This window comes from Pseudomonas sp. NMI542_15 (assembly GCF_021283425.1).
Taxonomy (GTDB): domain Bacteria; phylum Pseudomonadota; class Gammaproteobacteria; order Pseudomonadales; family Pseudomonadaceae; genus Aquipseudomonas; species Aquipseudomonas fortuita.
On the sequence record NZ_JAJSRO010000001.1, the window covers coordinates 456,193 to 469,204 of the forward strand.

Sequence of the window (13,012 nt, forward strand, 5' to 3'; positions counted from 1 at the left end):
CGAGCGTCTTTCGCTTTTAAATGACATGCATTCCCATTTATACTTGCATCTCATTTCCTCTCTGTTCAACGCTATCGTGCAGGCAGATCCTCCAAAGCCATCATTGCTCGCCACCCTGATCCGTCATTACGACGACTTGGTCGACCATGTGCGCCGGCGCTTCGGTGAACGGGTCTTCGCGCGTGAAGTCGTTCATGACCTTTGCGTGCAGTTGCTGGAGGATGACGAGCGAGAAGGGGTGCGGCAGCCCTTGGCGCTGTTACGCAAGATCGCCCATGACAATGCGGTTTCGCATTGTCGTCGCGAGCGCCGGCGGGGCAACGTGATCATCACACTGGCCGAGCTCCCTGAAGTAGCCTGCAGTGCAGCACCACAGGAGCGCCAGGTCGATGCCGCGAAGACACTGGACAAGCTGGTTGCCGCCATTTCCCGATTGCCTCCTCGCTGCCAGGCAGTATTCATCATGCACAAGTTGCACCAGATACCGCAGGCCGAGGTCGCAGAGCGCCTGGGCATTTCCCTGAAAACGGTAGAAAAGCATTTGCGCCTTGGTATGATCGCTTGCCGTGAATATCTGCAAAGCGAGGGGGCACCGTGAGCCGTCTACGCGATAAAGACGATGCCGCAGTCGATGATGCGCTGGCCACGTGTCGCGAGGACTTGAAGCTGCGTTTCCCTCTACCCAGCCCGCCACCTGCCAGAAAGCCTCGCAAAAGCACCAAGGCAGTCTCGTTGCTGGTGTTGGCCCTGGTGGCAGGTGCTGTGTGGCAGAACCCTGCGTACCGCAACGAGCACTATGTCACCCAGGTGGGGCAACGCCAGTCGGTGCAGTTGGCCGATGGCAGCCAGATCAAGCTGGACGGTGGCAGCGAGGTGCGCGTGAGCTGGCATTTGCGTAGTCGGAACATTGAGTTGGTACGGGGCCAGGCACTGTTCGCCGTTTCGCCCATGCTGTATCGGCCGTTTCTGGTCGATGCAGGCACTGCCGCTATACGTGTGGTCGGCACCCGATTCAACGTCAATAGATACTCGGATGATGTCCGGGTGACTGTTGCCCAAGGCCAGGTGGAAGTCAAAGGGCGCGCCTTGGACCGTACCTCGCAGCTGCTGGCCGGGCAGCAGTTGCTCGTCCACAGCGGCATCCCCGCTGACGTGGTCAAGAGCAGTGTCGAAGACGCGATTGCATGGCAGCAAAGCCGATGGGTGTTCGAAGGCACACCACTGGTTGAGGTCGTTGCCGCACTGCAACGTTACTACGCCCAGCCGGTCGAGCTGGTGGGGCCTGAAGTAGGGCGCTTGCCGGTTTCAGGTGTTTTCAACAGCGACCAAGCCGAAACCTTGCTGGCGCTGCTGCCTGAAATTCTTCCGGTAAAGGTCACCAGGGAAGGCGCAAACCTGCGCATTCACCCCAAAGGGGCAAAAAATAATTCGCCAACGAGGTAGGGTTGCGACCGCTGGGAGGCGGCTATCACTTTGTACCCATCTCTTGGAGAATAAAAGTGAGTCAGCTCTTCCTGCGTGCACCTTGGCACGTATCGGTCTTGACCAGCACCCTGATGGCCAGCCAATGGTCGCACGCACAAGCGTTGGTGGTGGTTGAATTCAATGTTCCCGCATCAACACTGGAGCGCTCATTGAATGCCGTGGCTCGCCAGGCGGGCGCCCAGGTGCTGTTTTCCAGTGAACTGACTGCGGGGAAGCAGGCGCCGGCGCTGCAAGGGCGTTACACACTGGAGCAGGCGCTGGAGCATGTGCTTGAGCACAGCGGGCTGGTCGGCAAGGCGCGTGACGAGCGTACCTTCATTGTTGTGCCGCCAAACGATGCCATGATGGGCAGGGGGCTGGCTTCAACCAGCAGTACGGTGGAGCTGGCCAACGTGGAGATCACGTCCTCTCGGCTTTCCAGCAACGTGGTAGCGCAGGCTCGCCAGGTAAATGTCATCGAGCGAGAGCAACTGAAGCAACTGCGCCAAGGCTCTGATGGTTTGGCGACGTTACTGGCCAAGAGCATCCCGGGGATGGCCGATTCAAGCCGAACCATCACCGATTATGGGCAAACCCTGCGTGGACGTACGATGCTGGTCCTGGTCGATGGCGTGCCCCTGAACACCAACCGTGACTCCTCGCGTAACCTGGCCAACATCGACCCGGCATTGATCGAGCGCATCGAGGTGATTCGCGGCAGCAGTGCTATCTACGGCGCCGGTGCAACGGGCGGGATCATCTCTATCACCACGCGGCCAGCCGGCGGTGAAGCAATGGCCGAAACTACGTTGACCGGCGTGTCGCCCTTGAGCCAGATGGACAGCGATGGCCTGGGAGGGCAGTTACAGCACCATGTTGCCGGCTCACAAGGGGCCTTGGATTACGCGCTTGATTTCGGTGCACGCCATATCGGCGCCTCTTACGACGCCAAAGGGCATCGTATTGCGCCCGAGCCGAGCCAAGGCGACCTGTTTGATTCCAACACTTACAACATTGGCGGCAAATTCGGCTGGCGCATTGATGAGCAACAGCGCGTTCAGCTTTCGCTTAGCCACTACAACGCCGAGCAGGACAGTGACTATACCGCCGACCCCTCGGTCAGCCGGTTGCCGCCGGGTTCAGTCCCTGCGCAACCGTTGTCCGGGTTGTCACTCGACGAGCAAAACCAGATCAAGAACACATTAGTGAATCTTCAGTATGCCCACACAGAGGTGCTCGGAGGCACACTCGACACCCAGCTTTACTATCGCGACTATTTCACCCGCTTCACACCATTCGATGCGCGAGGCGTGGCCACCCGCGGGCGCAATGTCGATCAAGTCATGCAAAACAGTGAAGTCTTTGGTAGCCGCATCACGCTGCGAACCCCGTTAGGCGGCTCGGATACCGAGGTGTTATGGGGTGGCGACTTCAACCAGGAGCGCAGCGACATGCCCATCGATATCTTCGACCCGCAGGAATTCGATGCGAGCGGTGGGGCGGTGTTCAACAAGATCGGCAAGTTGACGTACATGCCAGACCTGACGTCCCGCAGCGTAGGCGCATTTGCACAGTTGCAGCACCGCTTCACCGAGCAGTGGTCAATGGAGGGCGGCGTGCGTTATGAATATGCCACTGCTAAATACGGGGACTTCGTGCCGCTGTCCGAATCGACTGCAGCGAGCCCAGCCACGGTGGAAGGCGGCAAGGTGCATTACGATGCGCTGCTTTCCAATATCAGCCTGACTTACTCGCCGGTCAGCGGACAGGCGATATATGCCGCCTTCAGCCAAGGCTTCCAACTGCCCGACATTGGCGTGCAATTGCGTAATGCGCGGCGGGACTTCGAGGTCGGATCTTCCAATCTGGAACCGGTCAAGACCAACAACTACGAACTCGGCTGGCGCGGCGACCTGGGCGAGCAGACCCTGGCATCGCTGGCCATTTTCTATACCACTTCCAAATTGGGGGATGTGCAAAGCTTCAACAATGGCCTGATCCTCACGCGCACCCAGGAACGGATCTACGGTGTTGAGGGCAGTGCCGACTGGCTGACCCGACACGAGCATTGGGGGGCAGGGGGGAGCTTCACCTGGATGAAAGGGCGCGAGCAACCGGACGGAGGCGATTGGCAAGACATGACGGGCTACCGTATTCCACCGCTGAAGCTGACGGCTTATCTTCAATACAAACCTGACGAAGACTGGACCCACCGCGTGCAGGCGACTTACTTTGGCGCAGAGGACTACCGCCTCAATGGCGTAGAGAGTTTTGGCAGACGCAGGGTGGAGGGTTACACCACGGTGGACGTCATCAGCCAGTACCAACTGAGTGAAGGGGATCAGATCAGCGTAGGCGTACAGAACCTGTTCAATCGGTACTATTATCCGCTCTATAGCCAGCTGATGCGGAACAGCAACAACACCAGCCACTTGCCAGCGCCCGGTGCCGTAATCACAGCGAGTTATACCCACCGATGGTGATCTTGCAGGCCATGTTCAGCACGGTCTGAATATAACTAAACTAAATGAACATTTAGCGTAGTTATATTCAGAAGCAACCAAAGAGGCAGGTGGCGAGGTGAATAAAAGGGCGCATCAAGCAGCCGTCGCCTGCCTGGCTAGGTCAAGTGCCGGGGCCTGAGTGCCTTGCAACCTGTCACAGTAAAGGCCCACACCTTGTTCGACGGTCAATGTCGCCGCCTCGTAGCCTGCAGCGCGCAAGCGTTCCAGATCGGCACAGGTGTAACACTGGTACTTGCCACGCAAATGCTCAGGGAATTCGCCGTATTCCAGAATGCCTTCCAGCAAGGCGATCTCCAAGGACAATGGGGGTTGATGCTGGTACCCGCGCAGCCGATTGATCACCGTCAGGGCGACGTCATTAAACGACTGGGCGCGCCCGCTACCGACATTGAAGATACCGCTCAACTGTGGGTGATCAAGGAAGAACATGTTGACCTTGACCACATCATCCACCGCAACGAAATCACGCAGATGGCCACCGCTGGGATAGTCCCCATAACTGCCGAACAGGCTGACTTTTCCATGGGACTGATACTGATTGAAGCAATGCAGGGCGACTGACGCCATCGCACCTTTGTGCTGTTCATGTGGGCCATACACGTTGAAATAACGCAACCCGACGACCTGGCTGCGCGCTGTCATCAAATGCCGGCGTACCTGTTGATCGAACAGGTACTTGGAATAGCCATAGACGTTTAGCGGGCGCTCACACTCACGTTGTTCGCGAAAATCCTGCCCGGCGCCATAGACAGCTGCCGATGATGCATATAAAAGCGGGACCTGTTGCTGCTGAGCAGACGCCAGCAACTCACGGCTGAACCGGTAGTTGTTGTCCATCATGAAACGACCATCAGCCTCGACGGTGCTTGAACACGCGCCTTGGTGCAGCACAGCACGCACCTTGCCAAACTCACCGCGAGCAAAGCGATCGAGAAAATCGTCTTTGTCCAGGTAATCGGCAATTTCACTGTCGGCCAGGTTACGAAATTTGTCGCCATCGGTCAGGTCGTCGACGGCGATGATGTCGGTTTCGTTGCGCTGGTTGAGCGCTTGAACGAGATTGCTGCCGATGAATCCTGCAGCACCTGTGACGCTCAGTTAAAAATGAAACTTCCCTCGGCACCCTCTAGCTTAGGGCTTTCAGCGAGGTCATCAACTAAAAATGATTGTTTCTCTGCGTCAAATGCCGCATTTGATCATTTCTCAAACTTAAGCGCTCCAGCCCAGTAATCATAAGGCATCCACTGATGCTAGCCGATCACTTATAAATGATCATTTTATAACCTATTGATAGAGCTAAAATTTTTATCTGAATTTTTAGATGCTCCATTCGCGAATGATCATTTTTAGTTGGTCTCCAATCCCCAGCCAGGATCTACTCTATGGCAAAATCCCACATTCGTTACAGCTTCAGGTAGCTGAAAGCTCTGTTTTCGCATAGTTTGCTTGATTTTTTTTCATGCATGCCACTGCTTTGCATTAGCGACGCTCTCGTTAATGAATCAAATGCCCTATTTTCATATAATAGATATAAATTGACAAGTTTGAAATTTTCTTTTGAAAACCACTACTTATCTGGTGGCCTAAAACTTGCTTAAGGCTAAGTGGCTTTTTTAGGCGTCAATACTCATTATTTGTTTAGAGCTGCATTGGAGTGATGCTCTTTTTTGACGTGTGCTCGCAAATCGGTTTAACTTCGACAAAATTTCAAGTGCTGAGAATTTGAATGAAAAGATTTGTGAACAAGGGAAGTCTCGTCAAACATTCAGAGAACGCATACCGTGTCATAGAAGTATCCAAGGATGGCTCTGTCACTCTGGAGAATCTGGATGCGGGGAATACTTTCAGTGTTCCATTTACAGAAGTTTCCCTGCTTGAGACAGAAGGTGCACGTGAGGAATACATCACCGAACGCCGACTTGCTTGGCTTGAACAATCAAAAAGCAATCCAGTGGAAATGCAAGTAGCAATAACTCGTGCAGAGTGCATCGATCGATTGCTCTCAGGTAAAATCTCCCGTGCGAATTTGTTATTAGAGCTTGAAATATCCGTACCTACTTTGACACGCCTTCTTAGACGATATGATCCTGAGTTGGGTGCAGTCTCTTTGATGCGAAACGTTCGCGGTAGAAAAGCTGCAACTCGCATGCTGAGTCCTCTTCATGAACAAATCATTGAGGATGGGATAAAGCGATATCTCAATAAGACCAAAAAACTTTGCACTTTTACTGAGATGTATGAATATGTAGAATCAAAATGCGTTGTGAATGGCCTAAAGCCTCCAAGTCCGAATACAATAAAAAATCGGTTGGAGTCTTTTGGTGATCGCGCAATTTATTCTATAAGGCGTGGCCGTGAGGCGATGCTGCAGAAGTTTGAAATGAAACCAGGGTCTATAGATGTCGAAACTATTCTATCTATGGTGCAAGTCGATCATACAAAAGTCGACGTAATCATCAGGGACTCGAACGGCTTGCCGCTAATGCGGCCTTGGCTGACTGTAGTCATAGATCTTAAAAGCCGGATTGTTTTGGGCTATTACTTAGCGCTGCATCCTCCAAGCGCATTGAGTGTCGCCATGGCGTTGTTGTCTGCCTGTTACCCAAAAAGCGAGCAGCCGATGATGATGGGGGGAGGGATAGGAACATTGCATCGTTTTTGGGGTACTCCAGTCGCAGTGGGTACTGATAACGCTGCAGAGTTTACTTCGGACGAGTTTGCAGCCGCTTTAGGACTCTACGATATAGAGTTGCTACTGAGGCCGATTGGTAAAAAGCATTACGGTGGACATGTCGAACGGCTCATTGGTACATTGATGGGTAAAGTGCATATGCTGCCAGGGACTACCTATTCAAATGTCTTAACTAAAGCAGATTATGACTCTGCTAAAGAGTCGGCGCTGACATATCAGCAACTTTGCAAGTGGTTTGCGGATCAGGTAGCTATATATCATGGGCGTGCTCACGAAGGTTTGGGGCGTCGATCTCCTAGTGAAGTGTGGGATGAAGAGATGGCGAAACTAGGGCCACAGTATATTCAGCCTATACCAGGTGATTTTCGAACTTTTGCTTTAGATTTTTTTCCGTCTTTTACGAGGACTGTGCAGACGAAAGGGGTTGAGTTTAAAGGGGACTTCTACGTTTCATCTGTAATCCGAAGGTTAGTAGGGCAGCGCCTAACCTTCAAATACAACCCTCTAAATCTCGGGAAGATCTGGCTTCGCTTAGAGGGCAGGTATTATGAGATACCGTATTCAGATATAACCAAGCAGCCTATATCTTTGAGCGAGTATTATGCTAGTAACAGATCAGGCAAACGTCGCCGTGGAGAGCTTATCGACCCAACGCTTCACGAACTTAGGCTTCAGGCTCACGATGATATTGATAATGCTGTGGCAGAAGCTAAGCGCGTCAGACAGCACATTGCAAAAAAAGCTCACGGCGTGGGAATAACGGCTCTACTAGAAAATAAGTCGTTTGATGATTCCGGGCTCAAACCACTTGCTGCTGATCAGGCCCGTAAAAAACTTGACTGGAAGGGGTAAATTTATGCCGTTCGAACATATACATGAAAGCCGCCGTTTCGCAATGGAATTGTCTGATCAGGAACGTATGGACTTCATACGGAAAGACGTACTAATTTCCACGGAGCACCTGAGGAACGTCAAGCTGATTGCCTACAACATGATTCATATCCCAAGAGGGTGCATGGAGGCACCTTGCCTTGTAGTAACGGCTGGCAGCAATTACGGAAAGTCTACCATTTGTAACGAAATCAGAGGTTTGAACGAGGATTGGTGTCGTAAGATTCGTTATGTGAATTTTGTACGGGACACAAGAAATGTTCGAGTCCGACCGCGGCCCGGCGAGAAGCTGATGATTGCATTGGGTTTGGATCCTGGTAAGACGGGATTAGACATTGGAATGGTAATGGAATACTGCCTCGCAAATGATGTCAGGGCAATTTTTATGGATGAGTTCCAAGACTCTATTCTGCAACTTTCCAATCAGGAGCAGTTGGCCTTCTTGTCAATGCTGCGAGGTATGTGTGGCCCGCCCACATATATGAGCTTTTTTGTATTTGGTGTGGGTGAGGCTCTAAATGCCTTGCAGTTCGACCCACAGTACGTCCGTCGGTTTGAGAAGTATGAAGTGACACCATGGCAGCAGGTAGATTCAGAATACCTCAATTTCCTCGATACTTGGGAGAGCATTATGCCCTTAGCAATGCCCTCTCGATTGTCCTCTGCGGAACTCAGCAGCGCGATTTACAAAAAAACGGAAGGAGTCGTCGGTCGCATTTGCGACCTACTCAAAGCAGCAGGAGCTTATGCTATTTCGTCTGGAATTGAGAAGATTACAATTGAGGTTTTGGAAAGGGCGGGCAAATCGAAATGGCTCCAAGAAATTCCAGCTAACCAAAAATGAGAGTTTTCCGGTGCCCGTTACAGAGACAAGCTAGACTTTCGGTAACAAGAGCTCTCCTAGATAAGGATCTGATTTTATTGCGAGGGGCGCCACTGTCTGGGAAGAGCATAGTCTTGTCTGTGTTGTTTTCGTCGATGAACGATCCGAAGTGCCTATGGCCGATAGTGATTCGGTCACCGCATGTGCATGTAGGTAAATCGTTAAGGCTTGCATTTGCTCATGCATTAGGCTTGCCAAGCTCTGTTGTGTGCTCTTCACCTAGAGCGCTAAATAGTGTACTACACGAACTCAACAGTAAAGACGCTGCGGTAGTGCTCGCTATTGACGATATTGATATATTTTTTTTAGGGGCCGCAAAAGTATACCAAGATGCTTGTGATTTTATATTTTATCTCTCCAAAAGACTCTCCCGCTTAAAAATTGTGGGGACTTTTTCTCGGTTCGAAAAAATCAGAAGCATCGCTAAAGACCTGAGGATGGAGAATCATTGCGTGCTTGAGTTGCAGTGCTGGCCGGCTACCACTGAATTTTGTGATTTTGTAAAATATGTGGGAAAAAATTTTGGACTCAGTGAGCATCAGGTTTCCGACAAGGCTTTTTTGCAAGCCCTGTTTGAGTCAACGCGCGGAGCGACTGGTGCCATTTTGACAACCATCAAGATATTAGTCATGAGTGGAGTGTTTGAAGGCGGGGAAGTTGCAAGCCCCGTTCACCTTGGGCAGCTTTGGAGGTTCTGATTCTTGGATATTGTTGATAACCATAAAATAGTTATAGGCGAGACCATTCTCTCTTGGGTGTATAGAGGCCTATCGTTGGGCTGCCTCAGAAATCCACACTTATTCCGTGCTGCCATTCAAAAGGCAGTCAAATCTGAGTATTGCGAATCAGGCGAGGTTTCAAAGTGGCCAATGCATTTAGATTCAGACATAGAATTTGATGCATCAAGCGAGTTGGCGTGCCTTTATTCTGAAATCTACAATGTATCCATCGATGTCATTCGAATCTATTTTGGGGGTGACAAACTACCCTTGACAAACTTGCTCTATAGGAGTAATTCATGTGAAGACTGTCTATCTCACAGCTTTATGGCAGTTAGGTTTCCAGTGTGGAAGATAAATTGGTGTTACCTCACTTCTGCATATTGTCCAATTCACCTTAAAGCCCTCCGGTCACCATTCACTCAACCACCTGTCGAAAGTCGTATGTGGAATTGCTATCTACATACTTTGCAATTGGGACTTAACCCGGTAAATTATGAAGAAAAACGATTGGCCCTCTTGGTGGTGAAGGCTCAGTCATGGGTGCAAAGACGTATTGTAAACCACCCCGGAGAATCTGACGTGTTACATACTCTTTATGGGCTATTTTTGAGTAGACGTACGTTATACGCAGTTGAGGGGGTCGCCGCATCAGGTTTTGCTCATCCCCCCAGATCACCCTGCCGCACGCATCTAGATGTCCTCGACCGGATAGATTATGGGATGCACTCTGCCAATGGCACTCAGCGGGGTGGAGCGCTTCTTATGATGGGGTGGCTTTTAGAGCTGTTCCCAACGACTGACATTAACGGTGCAATTCGAAGTAATCGCATGGTAAGGCGTGCATTACCTAGAAGCCCTCGCATGCTCGGCTTTTTAGCTGCGCGCATATTTATTTCACGAGAAGAGGGCGAGTTAGTCGCAAAAAAACTGCAACCGCTAAAAAACTATAATATTAGGAGCATCTGTGATTTTTTAGATTCACTTAACGCCGGCGTGAAGTCTCTGAGATGACCGCTTATGGACGGCGGTGGTTAGGTCACTCAATCTTACTGTTTCGCCAAATTCGACCAACAGTTGTCTGGTGGATGCCTAGTTTTCTCGCAACCTCACTCTGACTTAAACCCTGATCACGATAGATCAATGCTTCTTGGGTGATTTTATCAGGAAGGCTCCTTCCTGCCTTTTCTCCGACAAGCTCACCCTCCGAGAAATGTTTTGGCATGCCGGCAACGATGCCCAGCGCATCAAGCTGCTGAATCTCCTTTTTCAGTGCCGCACGACGCTCCCCAATGGACAACTGTTCGTCGTAGCTTGATGCCACCATCAACAAAGCTATCGGATCGAAGGATAGGGCTTCAGCAATGCTGCCTAGCATCTCCAATGTAACGCCGGTTTTGGCGTTTTCCAGTCGCTGAAGGTGGCGAGGCTCAATCTTGGTCTTGATCTTTGCATACAGCTGATCACGAGACATCCCGCGGCTGGCGCGCGCGAGACGCAGCACTGCTGCGAGGGCTTCCCTCGATACCATGTCAAATCCCCAAAAGTGAGGATAAGGCCATATTGATCCTATGCACGCCATGACATATAGTTCATGGCGCGCATAGGATGGCCACCTTGGGTCTCGCAACCCGCGTGGAGTCTAAGGCTAGCGCTAGCGGCCTCCAGCCAACGAATGGCAAAAAATGACGATCATGGTCGGAAGTATGGCCTTCAGTGACCGTTGCGTGTGGACTATCCCGTCGTAGGGAGTTCCCCCTCATGCGACCAGCAATGCTAGGAAGAAATGTGTTTTTGACGAAGAGCGATGAGCTCCAAGGGAGATTCAGGATTGAGGACTCAGAAGTCCTGTTCTGGAAATCCATCAACCTGAGCCGCTGCACGTATGTGTTTCTGGTCGAAGGGGTAGGCTTCGATGCAGGTGCCCTTGGCCCTACATCACAGCTTGTGTGTGACGTATCAACGATCAAGTCACTCTGGGAAAACGGATCAGCGGAGCTCCTGAACGTGCACAGGGTGTACGTGATTCCTCCACTGGCCCTACGCAAGACCGGTTGCTACATGGAGCCGCTTTCTGAGATCCGAATCAGCGGTGGTAGCGAGAGGTCTCCTGTCTATGAGTTCGTCACAGACACAGGTCATGTTTTCAGCAGCGACGAGGTCTGACGATGGCTGTAACGCTGGAAGAGGTTAGTGAGTTTTTCTACGGGCAAGGGAAGGTTGTCTCGGGATGGGAGGGTGACGATGGCGAGCTGATAGAGCTCGCTCAGGCGTATCACCCGGGTAAGCCGTATTGCTTGGTGCGTAAGTGGATCGTTGCCGACCTGCAACTGTCACAGGCAGAGCTGGAACGATTGAAATCTGAGGCGGTACAGCCTTTGGTGCTTTTTGCTCATGAAGTTGTCCGAGACAGTCGCAATCGATTTGCCCCTGGGCACTGGGTGCGCAGCAACTTTGGAATCTCGCACCGCCAGCCATGCATGTTCGAAACCAGGAGCACGGTTTACCTTCTGCTAGGTGATGGTTGCAGGAAGCGCGCTACCCTCGACACGGTTTTTTCACTGCGTCCCTAGCTCAATCCGAGAGCTAGCCCGACTTCCCTTCGGAGAAGCCTTGGAGAAGCGATCCATACAATGCCGCTCGGAGCGTGAGAGAGCTGATGAAGGTTTTGGTGTATTCAGATTTGCATTTGGAATTTCGGGGCTTCGAGTCACCCCAAGTCGACGCCGATCTGGTGGTGCTCGCTGGAGACATTTCAGTGCGCGGTCAGGGCGTGACCTGGGCGAACCAGACTTTCGCTTGCCCGGTCATCTACGTCCCCGGGAACCACGAATACTACAAAGGCGGACACCTGGATCGTACGCTCGCCAAGATGAAGGTGGCTGCGGAGGAGCATGTGCATGTCCTCGAAAACGAATGCCTGGTCATTGGTGACACCCGATTTTTGGTGACTACCGCTTGGACAGACTTCACCTCAACCGGCGATTACAAAACTGCAATTTACGAGTGTTGGGAGTGGATGAATGACTTCAGGGTTATCCGGAGCGGGGAGGGTTTCAGGAAGCTTCGCCCCGTCGATCTCATCGCCCGGAACATTACCGCTCGCGAGTTTCTTGCCACAGAGCTCGCTAAGGACTTCGAGGGAAAGACGGTTGTGGTTACTCACCACTGCCCGATTCAAGAGATAGCAGGTGATGGACACGTGGGCCATCTCGGTGCTGCGTATTTCAACCAGTGGAATGGCTTAGTTTCGCAGGCTGATGCCTGGATCTTCGGTCATACCCATCACGCGGTCGACACGGTCATTTCCGGCTGCCGACTCGTATCGAACCCTCGAGGCTATCCGGGCGAGCGCACCGGTTTCTCGCCGGATTTCACCATCGAGATTTGAATTGCCGTAGGGCGTTGCTCAAGCGACGAGCACCAGCGGCAAAGTAGGAACAACGAATGTCAGACGAAGTCGTCATCGAATACCACGTCAAAGAGCTCTCGGATTTTCAACTCAACAGGATCGCTCGTGCCATGGCTCAGCAGTACCCCGTGCCGATCACTGCCTACCTGAGCGATGTGTTCATCTCGTCAGAGTGCGCCGCAGGAATCGTCTTTGGCCACAACGATCCAGGGCCCCACGAGCAGCATGCGGACGGGCACATTTTGCAGACCGCGCCGATCTACCAATTGCGAAGGTTTGGCAGGTTCTGGGTGGCGTCTACGAACAGCGGCAACTACGTGCTGGCGACGTTCAATAGAGGGTCGGGAAGAGCGAGCTTGAGGGCGCTTATTGAGGTTGCTGACAAGCCAGGGCAGCCAGCTGTTTAACGGAAATGCCAGGCGCCTC

At 52.1% G+C, this 13,012-nt stretch carries 12 protein-coding genes; 10 read left to right on the forward strand and 2 right to left on the reverse strand.

Going from position 1 to position 13,012, the window contains the following annotated elements:
- The first annotated feature begins 76 nt into the window (after window positions 1-76).
- From LU684_RS02045 to LU684_RS02055, 3 genes are all read left to right on the forward strand, one after another.
- A complete protein-coding gene (locus tag LU684_RS02045) occupies window positions 77-598 on the forward strand; it encodes an RNA polymerase sigma factor (RefSeq protein ID WP_096426959.1) in 522 nt (173 codons plus the stop codon).
- A complete protein-coding gene (locus tag LU684_RS02050) occupies window positions 595-1,443 on the forward strand; it encodes a FecR family protein (protein WP_060517762.1) in 849 nt (282 codons plus the stop codon). The genes LU684_RS02045 and LU684_RS02050 overlap by 4 nt, the downstream gene beginning before the upstream one ends.
- A gap of 113 nt (window positions 1,444-1,556) precedes the next feature.
- Window positions 1,557-3,947, forward strand: a complete 2,391-nt coding sequence (locus tag LU684_RS02055) for a TonB-dependent siderophore receptor (protein WP_232894138.1) — start codon at window positions 1,557-1,559, stop codon at window positions 3,945-3,947.
- Between the two features lie 114 nt (window positions 3,948-4,061).
- On the opposite strand, the gene rfaD is transcribed toward LU684_RS02055, so the two are convergent.
- Window positions 4,062-5,087 carry an ADP-glyceromanno-heptose 6-epimerase gene (gene rfaD / locus LU684_RS02060; protein WP_232894139.1) on the reverse strand — a complete coding sequence of 342 codons (1,026 nt, stop codon included), beginning with the start codon at window positions 5,085-5,087 and terminating at the stop codon, window positions 4,062-4,064.
- Between the two features lie 628 nt (window positions 5,088-5,715).
- On the opposite strand from rfaD, the gene LU684_RS02065 reads away from it, so the two are divergent.
- From LU684_RS02065 to LU684_RS02075, 3 genes are all read left to right on the forward strand, one after another.
- Window positions 5,716-7,533 (forward strand): Mu transposase C-terminal domain-containing protein, encoded by a 1,818-nt coding sequence (locus tag LU684_RS02065; protein WP_182365643.1) that lies wholly within the window; start codon window positions 5,716-5,718, stop codon window positions 7,531-7,533.
- A gap of 4 nt (window positions 7,534-7,537) precedes the next feature.
- A complete protein-coding gene (locus tag LU684_RS02070; RefSeq protein ID WP_181097959.1) occupies window positions 7,538-8,416 on the forward strand; it encodes a TniB family NTP-binding protein in 879 nt (292 codons plus the stop codon).
- A 311-nt stretch (window positions 8,417-8,727) separates the two neighbouring features.
- Window positions 8,728-9,153 (forward strand): hypothetical protein, encoded by a 426-nt coding sequence (locus LU684_RS02075; protein WP_181126940.1) that lies wholly within the window; start codon window positions 8,728-8,730, stop codon window positions 9,151-9,153.
- A 1,060-nt stretch (window positions 9,154-10,213) separates the two neighbouring features.
- Here LU684_RS02075 and LU684_RS02080 read toward each other — a convergent pair.
- Window positions 10,214-10,678 carry a helix-turn-helix domain-containing protein gene (locus LU684_RS02080; RefSeq protein ID WP_181126939.1) on the reverse strand — a complete coding sequence of 155 codons (465 nt, stop codon included), beginning with the start codon at window positions 10,676-10,678 and terminating at the stop codon, window positions 10,214-10,216.
- 257 nt (window positions 10,679-10,935) lie between these two features.
- On the opposite strand from LU684_RS02080, the gene LU684_RS02085 reads away from it, so the two are divergent.
- From LU684_RS02085 to LU684_RS02100, 4 genes are all read left to right on the forward strand, one after another.
- Window positions 10,936-11,340 (forward strand): hypothetical protein, encoded by a 405-nt coding sequence (locus LU684_RS02085; RefSeq protein ID WP_232106902.1) that lies wholly within the window; start codon window positions 10,936-10,938, stop codon window positions 11,338-11,340.
- A gap of 2 nt (window positions 11,341-11,342) precedes the next feature.
- The gene (locus LU684_RS02090; RefSeq protein WP_181097962.1) at window positions 11,343-11,747 is read left to right on the forward strand and encodes a DUF6957 family protein; all 405 of its coding nucleotides are present in this window, start codon (window positions 11,343-11,345) and stop codon (window positions 11,745-11,747) included.
- Between the two features lie 86 nt (window positions 11,748-11,833).
- Window positions 11,834-12,565 (forward strand): metallophosphoesterase, encoded by a 732-nt coding sequence (locus LU684_RS02095; protein ID WP_181097963.1) that lies wholly within the window; start codon window positions 11,834-11,836, stop codon window positions 12,563-12,565.
- Between the two features lie 56 nt (window positions 12,566-12,621).
- Window positions 12,622-12,993: a hypothetical protein gene (locus LU684_RS02100; protein ID WP_181097964.1), complete on the forward strand. Its 372-nt coding sequence runs from the start codon at window positions 12,622-12,624 to the stop codon at window positions 12,991-12,993.
- Window positions 12,994-13,012 lie beyond the last annotated feature (19 nt).